Origin of the sequence: Acinetobacter pollinis, assembly GCF_015627175.1 — a bacterium.
In the GTDB taxonomy this organism is placed as follows: domain Bacteria; phylum Pseudomonadota; class Gammaproteobacteria; order Pseudomonadales; family Moraxellaceae; genus Acinetobacter; species Acinetobacter pollinis.
The window spans coordinates 1-17,533 of record NZ_VTDQ01000004.1 but is presented as its reverse complement, the minus strand read 5'-3'; the positions used below and the strand labels follow the sequence as shown (position 1 = coordinate 17,533).

General features: G+C 37.9%; 13 protein-coding genes and 1 pseudogene. 2 read left to right on the top strand and 12 right to left on the bottom strand.

Annotation, left to right across the window (positions count from 1 at the left end; all coding sequences use genetic code 11):
• Positions 1 to 2 precede the first annotated feature (2 nt).
• The 8 genes from panB to cysM form a co-directional block, all read right to left on the bottom strand.
• The gene (gene panB / locus I2F23_RS02730) at positions 3 to 812 is read right to left on the bottom strand and encodes a 3-methyl-2-oxobutanoate hydroxymethyltransferase (protein WP_195771043.1); all 810 of its coding nucleotides are present in this window, start codon (positions 810 to 812) and stop codon (positions 3 to 5) included.
• Positions 813 to 861: 49 nt separating this feature from the next.
• Complete coding sequence (gene folK, locus I2F23_RS02725; RefSeq protein WP_195771042.1) at positions 862 to 1,347, bottom strand: 2-amino-4-hydroxy-6-hydroxymethyldihydropteridine diphosphokinase; 486 nt, start codon at positions 1,345 to 1,347, stop codon at positions 862 to 864.
• Positions 1,344 to 2,822 carry a polynucleotide adenylyltransferase PcnB gene (gene pcnB, locus I2F23_RS02720; protein ID WP_195771041.1) on the bottom strand — a complete coding sequence of 493 codons (1,479 nt, stop codon included), beginning with the start codon at positions 2,820 to 2,822 and terminating at the stop codon, positions 1,344 to 1,346. Before pcnB ends, folK begins: the two co-directional genes overlap by 4 nt.
• A 187-nt stretch (positions 2,823 to 3,009) precedes the next feature.
• Positions 3,010 to 3,786 carry a nucleoside triphosphate pyrophosphohydrolase gene (gene mazG / locus I2F23_RS02715; RefSeq protein WP_195771040.1) on the bottom strand — a complete coding sequence of 259 codons (777 nt, stop codon included), beginning with the start codon at positions 3,784 to 3,786 and terminating at the stop codon, positions 3,010 to 3,012.
• 42 nt (positions 3,787 to 3,828) lie between these two features.
• Positions 3,829 to 6,129: a RelA/SpoT family protein gene (locus I2F23_RS02710; protein ID WP_195771039.1), complete on the bottom strand. Its 2,301-nt coding sequence runs from the start codon at positions 6,127 to 6,129 to the stop codon at positions 3,829 to 3,831.
• A 20-nt stretch (positions 6,130 to 6,149) separates the two neighbouring features.
• Positions 6,150 to 7,559 carry a 23S rRNA (uracil(1939)-C(5))-methyltransferase RlmD gene (rlmD, locus tag I2F23_RS02705; RefSeq protein WP_195771038.1) on the bottom strand — a complete coding sequence of 470 codons (1,410 nt, stop codon included), beginning with the start codon at positions 7,557 to 7,559 and terminating at the stop codon, positions 6,150 to 6,152.
• A 12-nt stretch (positions 7,560 to 7,571) separates the two neighbouring features.
• Positions 7,572 to 8,384, bottom strand: a complete 813-nt coding sequence (locus tag I2F23_RS02700; RefSeq protein WP_195771037.1) for a 3'-5' exonuclease — start codon at positions 8,382 to 8,384, stop codon at positions 7,572 to 7,574.
• A gap of 8 nt (positions 8,385 to 8,392) precedes the next feature.
• Entirely contained in the window at positions 8,393 to 9,322 is a 930-nt protein-coding gene (cysM, locus tag I2F23_RS02695; protein ID WP_195771036.1) for a cysteine synthase CysM, read from the bottom strand.
• 149 nt (positions 9,323 to 9,471) lie between these two features.
• On the opposite strand from cysM, the gene I2F23_RS02690 reads away from it, so the two are divergent.
• Positions 9,472 to 12,291, top strand: a complete 2,820-nt coding sequence (locus I2F23_RS02690) for an ATP-binding protein (RefSeq protein WP_195771035.1) — start codon at positions 9,472 to 9,474, stop codon at positions 12,289 to 12,291.
• A 122-nt stretch (positions 12,292 to 12,413) separates the two neighbouring features.
• Positions 12,414 to 12,818 (top strand): ribosome silencing factor, encoded by a 405-nt coding sequence (gene rsfS, locus I2F23_RS02685; protein WP_195771034.1) that lies wholly within the window; start codon positions 12,414 to 12,416, stop codon positions 12,816 to 12,818.
• Positions 12,819 to 12,873: 55 nt separating this feature from the next.
• Here rsfS and I2F23_RS02680 read toward each other — a convergent pair whose 3' ends face one another.
• From I2F23_RS02680 to I2F23_RS02665, 4 genes and pseudogenes are all read right to left on the bottom strand, one after another.
• Entirely contained in the window at positions 12,874 to 14,961 is a 2,088-nt protein-coding gene (locus tag I2F23_RS02680; RefSeq protein WP_195771033.1) for a TonB-dependent siderophore receptor, read from the bottom strand.
• Between the two features lie 172 nt (positions 14,962 to 15,133).
• A complete protein-coding gene (locus I2F23_RS02675; RefSeq protein WP_195771032.1) occupies positions 15,134 to 16,582 on the bottom strand; it encodes an NAD(P)(+) transhydrogenase (Re/Si-specific) subunit beta in 1,449 nt (482 codons plus the stop codon).
• Positions 16,583 to 16,585: 3 nt separating this feature from the next.
• Positions 16,586 to 16,912, bottom strand: coding sequence for a proton-translocating transhydrogenase family protein (locus tag I2F23_RS02670; RefSeq protein WP_195771031.1), 327 nt, complete (start codon positions 16,910 to 16,912; stop codon positions 16,586 to 16,588).
• A 12-nt stretch (positions 16,913 to 16,924) separates the two neighbouring features.
• Positions 16,925 to 17,533: pseudogene (locus tag I2F23_RS02665) on the bottom strand (NAD(P)(+) transhydrogenase (Re/Si-specific) subunit alpha); the annotation flags it as partial.

The following is a 17,533-nucleotide window of genomic DNA, read 5'->3' as shown; positions in this document are numbered from 1 at the left end:
GTTTACAACTCTACTCGAAATGTATGTTCAGCAGCTGGAAATTCCTGTTCTCTTACCGCTTGATGATAGGCCTGAAGCGCATTTAAAATCGCTTGGCTACCCGATTGCTCTACCATAAAATTACGTACAAATTTAGCCACGTGTCCGAACGTTAGTCCAAGCATATCTTGTACAACTAAAACCTGTCCATCTGTATCTGCACCCGCACCTATACCAATGACAGGAATATGCGGAAATTTTTCTGAAACTTCTTTACCAACTTGAGCAGGTACACACTCTAATAAAATAATCGCAGTACCTGCATCAACTAAAATTTGACATTCTTCAATTAAACGATCTGCAGCTTCACGCGTTTTCGCTTGTACTTTATACCCACCAAGCACATGAACCGACTGCGGTGTAAGCCCTAAATGCATACATACAGGTACACCATTACGTGTTAATGACTGTACTGTATCTGCTAGCCAAGCACCACCCTCAATTTTTATCATTTGGGCACCAGTTTGCATGACTTTCTTTGCATTTTTTAAAGCATCTTCTTTTGTGGCATATGCCATAAAAGGAAGGTCAGCCATAATAAAAGCATGCTGATTCGTACGACGGACACAAGCTGTATGGTAAGCAATATCATCAGTTTCAACAGGAATTGTAGAATCGTGACCTTGCATTGTCATGCCTAACGAGTCACCAATTAATATCGTATCAATCTCTGCAATTTCCATTGCTTTTGCCATACTTGCATCATAACAAGTTAAGCAAGAAAACTTACGGCCTTCTTTTTTAAAACGGCGTAAATCGCTTAAGCTAATCATTCTATCTCCTCACAACGAACAGCATATACTTTATAAAAGATATCGTTGTTTACTTTACCCACCAAGATGAGGGAGCAATAGGTTTAAGTGTAGTATTTTTCACGACATCTAATTCTGATATACGCTGATTGTGCACTTTTATACTTTCATTTAAATCTAATAACGGTATAAGAACAAAATCTCGTTCTAACAGACCAATATGTGGAATCGTCAATCGTTCATCTGAAAAATGAACATCATCGTATAGCAAGAGATCTAAATCTAATGTTCTTTCACCCCAACGACGTAAGCGGACTCTTCCAGATTCATTTTCAATATGCTGTAGAACATCTAACAGTGCCAAAGGTTCTAGATCTGTCATCAATTCAAGTACAGCATTAAGATAATCTGGCTGATCTTGAGGTCCCATAGGAGGGGTTGAATATAACTGCGATATTCTTATATCCCCATATGCATGTAACTTAGCAACGGCTTCACTTAAAATCTCTTTTGAATCGCCTAAGTTACTTCCTAAACCAATATAGGTGGTTATCATTGCGTAGGCCCGAACACAACATGCTTCAGGTCACGTTGCACACGCTTACGCTTTAAGATTGGGTGTCGTTCATCAATTTCTACATTAGACGACGTATTTACTGCAGTTGTATTACCTTGAGAAGATGTTGCCACTCTTTTCGCTTTTGCACGTCTTGCACGACGTGAATTATTCTCTTGCTCAACAACCAATGGCTCTATAACAGAAGATTCAGTAGATACAGGAACCTCTTCGGCAACATCAGAAGATACCTTACGGCGTTTCTTCACACGTTGACGATTATACTTTGCTATTGCTGACTCTTTCTCATCTGTTGACATGTTCTGGTATATATCCCACCAGTAACCCATATCCTCAGTATTCACATCACCAGACTTCTCACGTAACAATAGAAAATCGAAACCGGCACGGAATCTTGCATGACTTGCCAAAGATTCAATCTGCTGAGGTTTAGGATTCAATAATCTTGTTTGCATTTCCCAAACTTCACGAATAAAAGTTTCAGCGAATCGTGGAATAACAGTGCGGGTACATTGTCTTTTTAGAATATCGAGGCCAGCTTGAGCACGTGCTTCAGCAGGTACTAAACTTTTGTTTAAATAGAACTGTGTACGCTCTAAAAAGTTTTCCCATAACAATACAGCATAGAAAAATGCTGGATTAATAGTTTTTCCAACCTGTATTCTTTGGTCTGTATTCTTCGCTGCAAGCGTAATAAATGGCGTTAAATTCGGCTTAATGTCTGCAAAAAGTTGTTTCCACACACCAAAGTCAATTAATAACGGTAAAATACGTTGTAACTGCCCCATCGTAAATAATTTTTGGGATTCATCATAAAGTCGATGTGGAGAAACATCTCTAAGTAACATTGCCGTTTCAGCATTAAAAACATTTAAAATCTCTTCAGAAATCTTAAAGTCAAGTTTTGCTGCAAAACGTAAAGTACGCAACATGCGAACAGGGTCTTCTTCAAAGCGTTTTGCTGGATCACCAAGTAAACGCAATGTTTTACTTTTTATATCAGCAATGGCATTGCAAAAGTCTAAAACAATCCCTTTTCTTGGCTGATAATACATGGCATTAATTGAAAAATCTCTTCGAGCAAAGTCTTGCTCAATGGTTCCCCAATTATTATCTCGTAGTATCATTCCCTGAGCACTAGTCACCTCTTTTTTAGGAGGTGCACGAAAAGTAGCTACTTCAATAAGGTCTCGTCCAATATAAACATGTGCGAGTTCAAATCGACGACCAATAATCCGACAACGACGACCAAAAACTGCTTTCACCTGTGCTGGTGTTGCATTGGTCACCGCATCGAAGTCTTTAGGATTTAATCCAAGCATTAAATCACGAACACCACCACCAACGATGTATGCTTCGTAACCAGCCTTACTGAGAGCATCAATCACTTCAATGATTGAAGGGGGTAATTTCTTAATGGATAAACCATATTTTGACGCGCGTAAAGTGTGCAAAAGACGCTCTCTCCTACGTCTGTAATGAATATTTTAATAACTGTTGCCCATAATTGAGCATTGCCCTTTTCAAGGACAATTTGCAGTATCTTATACTAAGCGAGAAACACTGTGAAACACTTTTACATAACATTTTTCACAAAAAACCTATCTATGAATATTTGTTTTCAAAATCATATTATTGATTTTATTTATTTTCTATGACCTTTGCTTGTTCCCACAACTCATCCATTTCTTTTAAAGTCATCTCGTCCATACTTTTATTTTGTGCAGTTGCATGTTCTTCAATAAACGCAAATCGATTCCGAAATTTAGATGTTGTCAACAATAAAGACATTTCACTTGAAAGATTAAGCTTCCTTCCTACATTAATAAGTGCAAATAGACAGTCTCCAAACTCAGCCTGAATATCCGCTTGTTGTTGACGACGTATTGCTTCTTTAAGCTCATTTAACTCTTCATCGACCTTTGAAAATGCATCATCTATATTCTCAAAATCAAAGCCCACGGAAGCCGCTCTCTCTTGAATTTCTTGTGCTTGCTGTAGCGATGGGCCATGCTTTACATCTGAAAGCTTTGAAGAAGAAATATTGTTATCAGACTTTTCTTGTTTTTTTATAGTCTGCCATAACAACCTTACCTCTTGCTCTGAAAGATGATCAAATTTTTCCTTTTGAAAGACATGAGGATGCCGACGAATTAACTTTTGTGTCAACGTATCTACGACAGCATTAAAATCAAACTCGCCTTGCTCAGAATATATTTGCGATTGAAAAACAACTTGTAGAAGTAGATCGCCGAGTTCACTTTTAATATTCTCTATATTTCCTGAGCGAACAGCATCTTCCACCTCATAAGCTTCTTCAATTGCATATTTTGTGAGACTCTTTGGAGTTTGTTTTTTGTCCCATGGGCATTCTTGACGCAATACGCTCATCACTTCAAGCAACTGATTTAAAGGCATAACTCTCTCAAATAAAGAGCCAGAAAAGACTGGCTCATTTAACTAATTTCCTTGTACAAGACGGCGCGCGCTAATAATACCTGGTTGCTGTTCCAATCTCGCTAAAAGTCGAGACAACTGAGCCAGACCTTTTACCTCAATAAGCAACTTCATATTCGCAATACCATCGTTTTCTGAAACAGTATTTACTTGGCGAATATTAATTTGGTCAGCAAAAATAACTTGCGTCAGATCTCTGAGTAATCCTCTTCGATCATAAGCTTCTACGACAATTTGAATACTTTGACCACGTGTCGGCTGTAACTCCCAGTCAGCATCTACAGCACGTTCTGGTTCTTGAGTAATCATACGGTTGTAATCAGGGCAACCCTTTTTATGAATACTTACACCACGGTTCAACGTAATATAGCCACAAATCATCTCACCATGAACAGGCTGGCAACACTGTGCGACGTGTAGCTCTACATTATCTAAACCATCGATTAAAATACCATGAGCCGAAAGTGTATGACTCGCACGTGGATTAAGTGCAGGTTTTAAAATCAACTCTGGCTCATCTTGGTCTAGATTCATATGTCTATTCACCTGATTCATCAGGCCATGAAGACTAATATCACCACTCACTAAACCAATAAGAATGTCATCTCCGCACTTGACATTAAAGTGTGAGCAATATTCATTTAGATCAATACTTTTCGGATGAATCGCAAGACGCTGTAATTCTTTCGTGAGTAATTCTCGTCCCACTTCCAGATTTTTGCTACGATCCTGTTGTCTAAACCAATGACGTAATTTATCTCTTGCACGTGAAGTTCGAATATATCCAAGAGAGCTCACCAACCAATCTCGATTGGGATCACGATCTTTTTTTGTTAAGATCTCGACTTGCTCACCTGTTTTCAAAGTATAGGTTAGCGGCACATACCTTTGATTCACACGTGCTGCATAGCAATGATTTCCAACTTCAGTATGAACATGATATGCAAAATCTAGTACTGTTGAGCCGCGTGGTAGCTCTTTAATATCACCATCGCGACTAAACACATAAATCTTTTCAAAGTCTTCAAAATCTTGAATTTTCTCAAAGTCATCATCTTCTTCATCTTTTGCATGTGCACTTGCTTCATTACGCTCTTGGTAATGTTCAAGTACTGCACGTAATGAATGTAAACGATGGTTAAAAGAGAAGTCTGTTGCTTTGCCACCTTCTTTGTAATTAAAGTGAGAACATACACCTAGCTCTGCTTCTTCATGCATCTCATGCGTACGTACTTGTATTTCCAAAGACTTATTTTCTGCAATAACTGCAGTATGTAATGAGCGATAACCATTTGCTTTAGGGTTAGTAATATAATCATCGAATTGATGTGGAATATGCCTCCAAATCTGATGAACAATTCCTAAAACGTGATAGCACTCTGGAACCGTATTTACCAGCACACGTAATGCACGAATATCATATAGTTGGTCGAAACTAAGGTTTTTACTCTTCATTTTTCGATAAATCGAATAAATATGTTTAACACGACCACTAATATCAGCAGTTATATTAATTTTTCCGAGTTCACCTTTAAGTTGCTCAACTACAGATTCAATGTAATGTTCTCGCTCTAGACGTTTTTCATTAAGTAGCTTTGCAATTTCTTTGTACCGATCAGGTGCAAGGTAACGGAATGCAAGATCCTCTAATTCCCATTTTAGTTGAGCAATCCCCAACCTATGTGCGAGAGGTGAATAAATAGTCAAAATTTCTCGAGCAACACGTTCTTGGCGCTCTTTCGGAGAGTTTGCAAGCTCACGCAACTCAAATGTACGTTCTGCAAGTTTAATCAATACCACACGCACATCTTCGGTCACAGAAATAAGCATTTTATAAATGCCAGTGAGATGTTCTCGCTTATTGTTATTAAAATGGTCTTCTAAACGTTTATTTTTTTCAATCAGGTCTGACAATTTACCCATCGCCAGTGTACCCTGAACAAGCTCTAAAACTTCTTGTCCATAGTATTCGGTGACTTCCTCTAAAGAGGTTAAGCCTTCACGTACACTTCGATACAACATCGCAGCAATGAGTGTTGCTTCATCTACATAAAGATGCGCCAAGATATCTGCAATACCAATACCTGTAGTAAAAGTATTATTTCTCCCCGGCTTCTCTATTTTTAAGCCTTTATCTAACGTGCGATGTGCAACTTCTTCGAGTTGAATTAGCTCTGCATCTGTTTGTTGCCTCACACGATTTAACCACTCGGCTAAATCCTGCTGTTGTAAGGCATGCTCTACAGCCGTTTCTTCTGACAACTGAGTGAGTCTCTCAGGTAACTGCTCACGTACCGTGACCATACCCATCTCCTATAATTATGTTATTCACTTTCGTTGCAACGCTGTTCTATTTTTTCAAAAAGAGTAATTGATTCAACATGACTGGTATGCATAAACATATCCATTACTCCTGCTTTTCTTAATTGGTAACCATGTTGTACCAAAATGCCAGTATCCCTTGCCAAAGTTGCAGGGTCACATGAAATATATACAATTCTTTTTGCAGAAAAATTTGCAATATAATGCATCACTTGCTCGGCACCCGCACGAGGAGGATCTATTAATAATGCATCAAAGCCTTCTTTCGCCCAAGATTGTTGTGAGAAATCTTTGGTTAAATCCTGTGAGTAAAAGTGAGCATGTGTAATCTCATTTAACTGTGCATTTCTTTGACCACGCTTGACCATGTCTTCACTTCCTTCAACAGCCACTACTTTGCCTGTATCACCAACACATCGCGCCAAAGGTAAAGAAAAGTTCCCCAAACCACAAAATAAATCTAACACATGCTCACCTTGCTTTAGGTCAAGCAATTTACATGCCAATGAAATCATTTTCTGATTTACCTCAGCATTTACTTGCGTAAAGTCTGTAGGTAGAAATTCTAATTTCAAATTGAATTCGGGCAGTGTATAGAATAACCCAGTTTCATCTTTTTTATTTGTATAAACTTCATGAGCCGTTTCAGGCCCCTGAGGTTGTAAATAAAGCTTCCAACCCTTTTTCTCTGTAAACGTTATTAATTTAGAGAGATCAGATGAAGACACATTGGCAGTATGACGAACCAACAAAGCAATGCGTTTATCACCCATACTTAATTCAATATGTCCGATATGGTTTTTTGCATCTAACCCTTGCAATACTGCTCTTATTTCAGGAAGTGCTGTATTCAATTCTATATTTAAAACAGGACAATGATTAATATTAACCAAACGATTACTTTGTCGCTCTCGAAAACCCATCATCAGCTTTTTCGGTTTATCTAAATAGCGAATACCGACACGTGCGCGACGACGATAATCTTCTCGGCTACCTCGAATAGAAGATAACCACTCCACAGGCTCCACACCAGCAAAGTGTTGAAAATGAGATTGCAATACATCTCGTTTAAAACGGATCTGCTCGTTTGCTTCCATATGTTGCAAACTACAACCACCACATACTTTAAAGTGATCACAAATTGGTAAGACACGATGCTTAGAGGGTGCCCCAATCACATCAATCGTATCGCCTTCTTCAAATCGCTTACTTTGCCGAGTAATATTAACACTCACTCTTTCATTCGGTAATGCAAATTGAATAAAGACTTTTTTTCCTTGTTTATCTGCTGGATGCTCAGCATGATTTGTATAATGAGCTATTCCTCGTCCTTCATGCGACAATGATTCGACATCAAACGTATACTGAGATGCGAATACCTTGTTCAAACGGGGTTTGGCAATATTTTTCAAAACTGAACCTAATTATTTAAGGAAAAATGTTGAACTGAAAGTCGTACTTTGTGCACTATGTTCCCAGTCCTTTAAAAATTGCTGATGTTTGGATAAATTGGTCAGATATTCTATGGTTTGTTGCACTGCTTTCAAATGGTCAATTGATGACAATTGTCCTTTTAATAAGCTCCATCGTAAATAAATTAGCCACGTATTTAGAACATCGCCTTCACAGTATGCCTCTAGCTGATCCCAAGCATTTTTTTGAATATATGAAGAAATATGCTCACTTATTTTTTCACGCTTTCCAGGCAATCCTAAAAATTGAGCAACATCATCTAATTTCTGAAAATTTCGACCATTAAATACAGCCATCACATCCATTAAATCGACATGTTGATGATGGTATCTATTCTGATAATTACTAAAACGACGTTGCTGATTCAACTCACCTTGATCAAACAAATTTGGTGCAGACAAACCATGATATAAAGCACGATAAGAAATCACGGGTAAGTCAAACTGTAGACCATTCCAGCTTACTAAGACTGGACGGCGTTTTTGAAAAATAGATAAAAATTTCTGTAAAATTTCTGTTTCAGTATTGTCATTCTGACTAAAAGAAAAGAGTCGAAAACCTTTTTCATCTACCCATAAACCAGAGATACAGACAATTTCATGCAAAGGTAATCTTTGAAAATCTGTACCTGATTCCTGACGACGCAATTTTGTTAAAGCGTGTCCAACATCTTCTTCAGATAAACCCTCTAAACCATGAAGATGTGCACCTGCTTTTAAGTCAGTTACTGTTTCAATATCAAATACAAGAACGGGTAAACGCATTTTTTTCCCTATTGCTTATCTTGAACTGAAAATAAACCAGTCGACAAATAACGATCTCCACGATCACATACAATACATACAATCACAGCATCTGGATTCTCTTTCGCAATTTGTAATGCTGCCCAGACCGAACCACCGGACGATGTACCTGCAAAAATGCCTTCTGTTTTGGCCAATTGACGCATGGTCACTTCTGCATTGTCTTGCGCAATGTCTATAACACGATCTACACGCTCATGCTCAAAAATTGTAGGTAAATATGCTTCTGGCCAGCGACGAATACCTGCAATACTTGCACCCTCTTCTGGTTGTAATCCAATAATTTGAATATCTGGATTTTTTTCTTTTAAATACTTAGATACGCCCATAATGGTTCCCGTTGTCCCCATAGAGCTCACAAAGTGTGTCACCTGACCACCTGTTTGTTGCCAAATTTCTGGCCCAGTCGTGAGATAGTGCGCTTGAACATTGTCTGGATTACCAAATTGGTTTAATACAAACCCCTGTCCTTCTTCTTGCATTTTTAAAGCAAGATCGCGTGCGCCTTCCATTCCTTGTTGCTGAGTTACTTCAATTAATTCAGCACCATATGCTAGCATGGCATCTTTACGCTCTTGGCTCATATTGTCTGGCATAATAAGCTTAATGCGATAACCACGCATAGCAGCGACCATTGCAAGAGCAATACCTGTATTTCCACTGGTGGCTTCTATTAATGTATCCCCAGGCTGAATATCCCCTCGTTTTTCTGCTTGTATAATCATATTATAAGCAGGACGATCTTTCACAGAACCTGCAGGATTATTCCCTTCAAGCTTAGCAAGTACAGTTGCCTTGGTATCTTTTCCAAGTCGTTGTAGCCTAACTAAAGGGGTCTTTCCAACAGAATGATCTAATAAAAAATCGTCAGAAAAAAAGTCTGGAATATTGTCACTCATAGTATGTACCTGTTTTTAGGTGTGCTTATTGTATGAAAAAAATAATCATCCTGCACTCATTTCACTGTTTTTTCTACAAAGAATACACGCGACCCGCCTATTAAAAGCATGGTAAGATTCTGATCAAGAAGAATCGTTTATTTTCGATTATGGCGCAATTAAGAAAAAACCTATTACAACGCTTACAGCTAAACCATGCCTATGGGCAATTGGTCGCATTTATTTTTATTCCAATTTCAGTACTTGTTTTTGTAGGAACAACCCTTGTTGTTAACGAAACCCGTGTTGCTGCAAAAAGCCAACAGCAGTATGCAGCAATTGCGACCTTATCACGCTATCAACATACGGCCAAACTACTTTCAACAGCAATTGATACTTCACCAAATATTACACCACGTGCAGAAAATATTTTACAAAGCGTTTTAAACGAGCAATATGTGCAGCGCGTTGCCATTATAGACAGCGACAACCATATTAAACTCAACATTGGTCAGCGTAGATATTTACCATGGCCCACAGTGAACGATTCTGCCCGATTTATTGGCCCTATATCGTATAATCACAATACGGTCTATGGCAGTAAAATTATGACCAATAGTAAAGGGATTAGCACATGGTTGCTCATTGAATTAGATGACCAACCTTTAGCATTGGCACATTATCGTATTCTGACTGTATTGGCCATTACAGGTTTTATTACACTTCTTTTACTCATGATGTGTTTAAACTTTTATTCTAGACGATGGATTGCACCCCTCTACGAAATTCGAATGCAATTACAACGATTAAGTGCAGATAATTTAGATCAGCCTATTACACTCAATAGCAGTGGTGAACTAAAATTATTACAGCGCGATATCGAAAATACCTTACAAAGATTGCACCATAGCTTTTTAGAGCTTAAAGACCATACTGAACAAACTGAAGATGATTTACGTCGAACGTTAGATACGCTTGAAGTCCAAAATATTACTTATAGACAAGCACGTGACCAAGCGATATCAGCCAATCAATCAAAATCTGTTTTTCTTGCCAATATTAGCCATGAATTAAGAACGCCTTTAAATAGTATTGATGGCTTTATCCATCTCATGCTCAGACAAGACAACCTTACTAATGATCAGAACCTATATTTACAAACTATACGAAAGTCATCTGCACATTTACTTGCATTGATTAACGATGTTTTAGATTTCTCAAAAATTGATGCGGGCAAACTTGAGCTTGAAACAGCACAGTTTAATCTTGAAGAGACCATCTTTGATGTCATGGATATGTTGTCTCCTTTGGCCGCTCAGAAAAATATTAATATGGCATTTTACTTCGCGCACGACCTACCACAGTACGTCATTGGCGATACATTACGCTTTAAACAAATTTTGACGAATCTCATTTCAAATGCAATTAAATTTACCCCTGAGGGTGAAATTATTGTCCGTACTCGTCTGGAAAATAAAAACCATCAGCATTGTCAAATTTACTTTAGCGTACAAGACAGTGGTATTGGGGTAAGTGAACAAGATCGAAAAAAATTATTTGATTCTTTTTCACAGGTGGATGCATCCATTACTCGTCAATTTGGTGGTACAGGCTTAGGGCTTGCAATCTCAAAACAGCTTGTACAAATGATGCATGGTCATATTGGTTTTGAAGACAATCAGGAGCGTACACCAACGGAAAAAGGCTCCACATTTTGGTTTAACATTCAATTCGATTTAGACCAACGTACGCAACACATTCAAAAAGAAAATTTAAGTCATGTAAAAGTTGTATCTTTTATTTCCCATGCAGCCACAGCAAATATTCTTCGACATTATTTAGAAAATTACAACGTCCAACATACAGAGAGTATCTCTCTGTTAGACTTGTTTAACCGCTTAAATCAACTCACCAATCACGATGACACTTGGGTTATTGTCGATCATGCAGGTGATACGCACACATTACTTCAAGAAATTCGTATGCGTTATCAAGGTCATTTAGCCGTCTATGGCTATCAAATGGCTCTAGAACCCAATACATTAAGTCAGTTTCATGCAACTCCACTTTATCAACCTCTGAGTAGACACGCCCTACTTCAGCTACTTAAAAACCAAATCCAAGTAGAAGAGGAGCATGTCAGCAAAACCTTCAATGGTGAAGGTTTACACGTCCTAGCAGTAGATGACCATTTACCTAATCTTATTGTTTTAGAAGCGTTACTGGCAGAGCTAAAAGTAAAAACCACCAAAGCACTGAGCGGACAAGAAGCTCTCCGACTGATTCAAAATAATATTGAACAAAAACAACAACCGTTTGATTTAATCTTTATGGATATTCAAATGCCTGTAATGTCTGGAGTAGATACAACTCGTGCAATTCGTTCATTAGAATCTACTTTGAATAAGAGTAAAGAGTTTCCAATTATTGCACTTACAGCACATGCACTTTCAGATGAAAAACAAAACTTACTTACTGTCGGTATGAACGACTATGTAACCAAGCCAATTCAGATAGAGCAGCTTGTACAAATTCTCACTACATGGACAAATAGCCGATTTGAAAACAACCAAACTCCGTTACACAATGAGTTTTCTACCACAATGGATAGCAATATTCTGGACTGGGCACAAAGTGTTAAACTTGCGGCAAATAAGGAGGAATTGGCTGTAGATTTACTTAAAATGCTTACAGAAAGTTTTGACGCTGAAGTTGAGGAAATGCAACAACTCATTGAGCTCGAAGACTTCCCTCAATTAGAGCATGTACTACACCGACTCTATGGGGCTACGCGCTATGTCGGCACACCTAAACTCCAAGAAATTACTGGAGATTTTGAGCAATTTATTTCAACTTTGCGTAAAGAGAAACGGCGGGCAGATCAAAGTTTCATTCAAGAAACTCTTCTACGCTTTAATGAGCTTAAAAAGGTCATTCAACATACACGTGAAGCTGCTCAGAAAAAATTGAGCCAGTACCTTAACCCATAAGAAAATAATTTATATTTAATTAAAAAGCAGTTAGTTACAGGATACTTTCATACAATATTTGAATTGTGTGCGCAAAAACGCTATATTACATACTGAGTAATTGTCAGGAATTATTGACTTCTATGAATTTAGAACCATCGCCCAGCGCTTCTAATTCTCAAGAAAGCGCGATGAATGCGCAAAACGAAAATGTAGCACGCTGTTTAGCCATCGTTCACGAAGCACTCGAAGATGTAAAAGCAAAAGATATCATCGAGTTAGACGTTAGCGAAATTAGTAATGTTGCAGATGCAATTGTCATTGCAAGCGGTACATCAACACGTCATGTCAAAGCACTTGCAGATAACGTTGCAGATGAAGCACGTCAAGCAGGCTTTAGACCTATTGGTGTAGAGGGTGAACTCGATGCTGAATGGGTTCTTATCGACCTTGGCTACGTTGTGGTACATGTGATGCTTCCAACAGCACGTAAGTTCTACGATCTAGAAAGTCTATGGCGTGCCACTCCTGAAAGAGCACTTGCATAAAATCCTTTATGTAAATGATAAAAAGCGACAGAATATGTCGCTTTTTTTTATCTTTCTAAAATCTATAACGGAAGTTGAAATTAACTTGCCGATCATCACCTAAAGCCACAATATTACTGTTTACACCCCCAGCATAATATTCTTTATTAAAAATGTTCTTTGCATTTAAACTTGCTTGCCAACGTGTTGTGTTATATCCAACTTCCGCATCCCACAGTGCATACCCCGGAACAGTATACGCATATTTATAGCTAGTCTTTTCAGACTCTGCACGCACACCTGCACCAATATACCAACCTGACAGCATTTCACCCAAAAACTCGTAACGCGTAGAGAAATTAAATGCTTGTTTAGAGACGTTGTTTAATCGCTTACCAATATAGCTTGTAATTTCATCATTTACGATTTTAGCGGTAGGCGTATAGGTATAGTTTGCCGAAACAAGCCAATTTGGGCGGATTTTTGCTACAATTTCGGTTTCTACGCCTTTTGAGTTTTGTTTCCCTGTTTGATAATTTACACCATCTGCATCGGAAGAAACGACATTAAAACGAGTAAGATCAAACCATGCTAAACTTGCCTGAATTCGTTGAGATGGTGATTGAATTTTAAAACCAACCTCATACTGGTTTGCCTTTTCTGGTTCAAAAATTTTTCCATTTTCATCAACATCAGTAACTGGTAAAAATGATGTTGAATAGCTCATGTAAGGAGAAATAATATGATGAATATCATATAAAACTCCTATGTTTCCTGAAAATGCATGACTATTTTTACTGTTATCTGACTGATCATAATGACTTAAAGCCGATACTGTGGCCCAGTCATGGCGTACTCCCAAATCTAAATTTAGATTTTCAGTCAAATCTATACGATCTTTTAAATAAGTGCCGACTGTTTTTAATGTAGTTTTCACACTGTCGCTACGCAAAGTTTTTTTAGAACACCAACTATTTCCTAAGTAGTTAGGACGATAAATATTAAAGTTTCCTGCTACGGTACAGGTATAATTCCATATATCACGTGTATCATGAATTGCATCTACACCTAACATCACATGATGGTGGGTCGCCCCCATGTCAAATGTTTTAGATAAATTATTATCCACACTAAAATTTAGATCTTTATATAGTTGATCTCTGCCCGAACGTTTAATGGTCTGACTATTTAAACTTGAACTATTTGCAAAAATAACTTGTCCATCTAAGCGTGTTTTCTGAAGTGCGAAATTTTGTTTAAACTCCCATCCTTCATTAAAACGATGTGCAAAATTATATCCAACACGATATACATCTGAAATATAAGGGTCTTGATCTGGCTCTCCAATGAATAAACTACGGTTAAGCTGACCATATGAGTTTGTTAAAAGACTACCGTATACAGGTATGCCTTGTTGCCTCATATACTCTTTATGACTATAACTCGCTATTACAGATAAATCGGTTTGATCGCCCAAATCGAAGGTGTAAGTTGGCGAGATATAAAAATTTTTAAAATAAACATTATCTGTAGAATCATTTTGATCTGAATATGAAGTATTCAAACGCCATGCAGCTTTACTACTTTCATTTAAAGTATGGTTTGTATCGAATATGATTTGGCGTAGATCTTGAGAGCCATAGCGTAATTCAACTGTATTAAAGTTATCCTGTATTGCTCGTTTTGTTACAAGATTTACTAAACCACCCGGTGCACTCAAACCAAAATCCATTGAGCTTGGTCCTTTAATTACCTCTACCCGTTCTAACCCTGTAATATCTACTGGAGAATCGCTTGCTTGTGCTTGCCTAAGTCCATCTATATAAATTGCATCTGAAGCAAGTTGCCCACGAATAATAAAGTCATCTGCACCTCGTCGTCCAAGAGGTGCCGAGATCACACCTGAAACGCCATTGAGTGCATCTGTTAAATTCATGGCTTGTTTCTGCTCAATCTGTTTTTTACTTACCACACTGACAGATCTTGCAGTTTTAAATAAAGTTTGATGTGTTTTAAAACTTTCTGTTGTTTTTACAATATCAGGATCATCATTTGAGTTAACCAAAATAGTAGGTAATACAGCCTCGTTGGCAAAAGTTGTTTGTAATATAGAGAACAGAGAGACAGATAAAGCAGTTCTTACAAAATGAGTCAATATTTTCATAAAAATGGAAATTAAGCAGAAGTCTAAGCGAGTGGATATTAACGATAATAAGAATTTTTCTCAATAAAAAATATTACATTTTATTTTAATAAAATATTATTTAACATATAGTTATCTTTATATAAAAAAATAAGGCACATCTAAAATGTGCCCTATTTCAGTATAATACGACTTAATGACCAGAACCATTAATTGACTTTGTCATATCTTCAACAACTTTTTTTGCATCACCAAAAATCATCATTGTTTTTTCATCATAAAACAAATCATTATCTAGTCCAGCATAACCTGTTGCCATAGAGCGCTTAATCACCATAATAGTACGTGCTTTATAAGCTTCCAAAATTGGCATACCATAGATTGGAGAGCCTGGATTATCTTTTGCAGCAGGGTTTACAACGTCATTCGCACCAATCACTAAAACAACATCTGTAGCAGGAAAATCTGAGTTAATTTCATCCATCTCTAAGATATCTTCATAAGGTACATCAGCTTCTGCAAGCAATACGTTCATATGTCCCGGCATACGACCTGCAACAGGATGAATTGCAAAACGCACTTTTACGCCTTCTTCTTTAAGTAACATCGCAAGCTCTTTCACTGCATTTTGTGCACGCCCTTGTGCCATACCATAACCTGGTACAATTACAACACTGTCTGCATTTGACATAAGAAAGCCTGCATCATCTGCCGAACCAGAACGATAGTTTCTTTCTACTTGTTCACCTGAAGCCACCGCAGCCGCTGTAGTTGCTGAACCGCCAAATAACACATTGAGAATGCTACGATTCATTGCTTTACACATAATGTAAGACAAAATTGCACCAGAAGAACCGACCAATGAGCCCGCAACAATGAGCATGTTGTTTTCAAGTGTAAAGCCAATTCCTGCAGCCGCCCACCCTGAAAAAGAGTTAAGTAATGAAACAACAACTGGCATGTCGCCCCCACCCACAGGTGCAATCCATACCCAACCGAATGCAAGTGCAAAAGCTGTCATAAGCCAAAAAGCAGCCATATTGCCTGTAGTGAAGAAATAACCACCACAAATAATCATGACAATAAATAAAATAGTTTGTAATGGTTTAACCCAACCACCCGCAATAGTTTTTGCCCATTTTTTCGCAGCCAATTTACCATAAGCAAATAATGATGCAGTAAACGTAATTGCACCGACAAAGCAACCCACAAATAGTTCAAAGAAATGTACTTTGCTCATGTGTGGTTGCTCTACACCTGAACTTTGTAAAGCAGTTGTATTTTGCGCAAATAGGTCAACCAAATGGTTATTATGTAAAATTGCAGCAACTGCAATTAATACAGCAGATAATCCAACTAATGAGTGCATTAAAGCAACAGTTTCAGGCATTTGCGTCATAGGAACAGTACGGGCACGTGCAACACCTACAACAGCACCAAGTGCCATTGGTACTAAAATAAGCCATACAACAACATGATCTGCCACAAAAAATGTGGTTAAAACAGCAATTGCCATGGCCACCATACCATAGCGGTTACCTTGAATAGCTGTTTTAGGGCTAGATAGTCCACGTAGTGTCAAAATGAATAAAATTGCCCCAACAAGGTATAACCAACCAGAATATTCTCTTATTAATTCCATTGTTTATACCTCTTCTTTCTTTTTCTGCTTTGGTTTAAACATTTCAAGCATTCTTGCTGTTACTGCGAAACCACCAAAAATATTAATACTTGCTAAAAAGACTGCTATTGCACCCAGTACACTCACAATATTTATGCTCTGAAATGCAACATTTCCTTCAATACCCAACATTGGCAAACCTACGGTCTGCAACATAGCACCCACAATGACAATAGAAGAAAGCGCGTTAGTAACTGCCATTAAAGGTGTATGCAAAGCTGGTGTTACACCCCATACAACGTAATAACCAACAAATACAGCCAAGACAAAAATTGTTATAGTTTCAATCATTTTTTTCGCTCCTTAGCTACGCTTTAACAACAGCTCACCATCATGGGTAACGAGCAGTGCTTTTTGAATTTCATCATCTAAAGTAATATTTAACTTCTTATTTTCATCAAATAATGTACTTACGAAGTTATAAACATTACGTGCGTACAGTGCTGAAGCTTCTGTTGCTACAGTAGATGGAATATTCGGAATACCCAAAATTTGTACTCCATTTTCTGTAACGACTGTTTCATTCTCTACAGAACCTTCAACATTCCCTCCTGTTTCTACTGCCATATCTAAAATGACAGACCCAGGTTTCATTTTTTTCACAGTTTCAGCTTTAATTAGCCTTGGTGCATTTCGCCCTGGTAATAGTGCTGTAGTAATTACAATATCTGCCTGACTCACAGCCTTATCTACAATAGCTGCTTGGTCTTTAATATATTGCTCACCTGGCATCCAACCATAACCATTTTTTGCAGCATCTGCTGCACGTTGCTGTTCTTCCTCAGACATAGGCACGTCTAACCATTTACCACCCAAAGACTGCACTTGCTCTTTCGCCGTTGGACGTAAATCGGTTGCTTCAACCACAGCACCTAAACGTTTCGCAGTAGCAATTGCCTGTAAGCCTGCAAC